We start from the raw sequence: 580 nt of genomic DNA, 5'->3' as shown, positions 1-580 counted from the left end.
ATATACGGCTACTTTGCGGTCTTTGTTGTCGCCTTTGTCCATACCGAATGCCAAAGCGGCAGCGGGTGGTTCGTTGATGATACGTTTTACTTCCAAACCTGCGATGCGGCCTGCGTCTTTAGTCGCTTGACGTTGGCTGTCGTTGAAGTAGGCAGGAACGGTAATCACAGCTTCAGTGACTTTCTCGCCCAAGTAAGCTTCGGCAGCTTCTTTCATTTTACGCAAAACTTCTGCGGAAATTTGAGGAGGAGACAGCTCTTTGCCTTGCGCTTTCACCCATGCGTCGCCGTTGCTGGCTTTGATGATTTCGAAAGGCATAGATTCGATGTCGCGTTGTACTTCTTTGTCTTCAAATTTGTGGCCGATCAAACGTTTGGCGGCGTAAATAGTGTTTTTAGCGTTGGTTACCGCTTGGCGTTTGGCAGGCGCGCCGACGAGGATTTCGCCGCCGTCCAAATAAGCGATAACGGAAGGAGTGGTGCGTGCACCTTCTGCATTTTCGATCACTTTGGTTTGACCGTTTTCAGAAATGGCCAAACAAGAGTTGGTTGTACCTAAGTCAATACCGATTACTTTTGCC

Annotated in this window: 1 protein-coding gene; it reads right to left on the bottom strand. The window is 49.0% G+C overall.

The features are described 5' to 3' along the window. Positions 1-580 (bottom strand): Hsp70 family protein (locus tag ACTHS3_RS16610; protein ID WP_440368587.1); only part of this gene is annotated, 580 nt, incomplete at both ends.

The sequence above is a fragment of the Neisseria sp. P0009.S007 genome (assembly GCF_051962515.1).
This window is presented reverse-complemented; position numbering and strand designations above follow the sequence as displayed.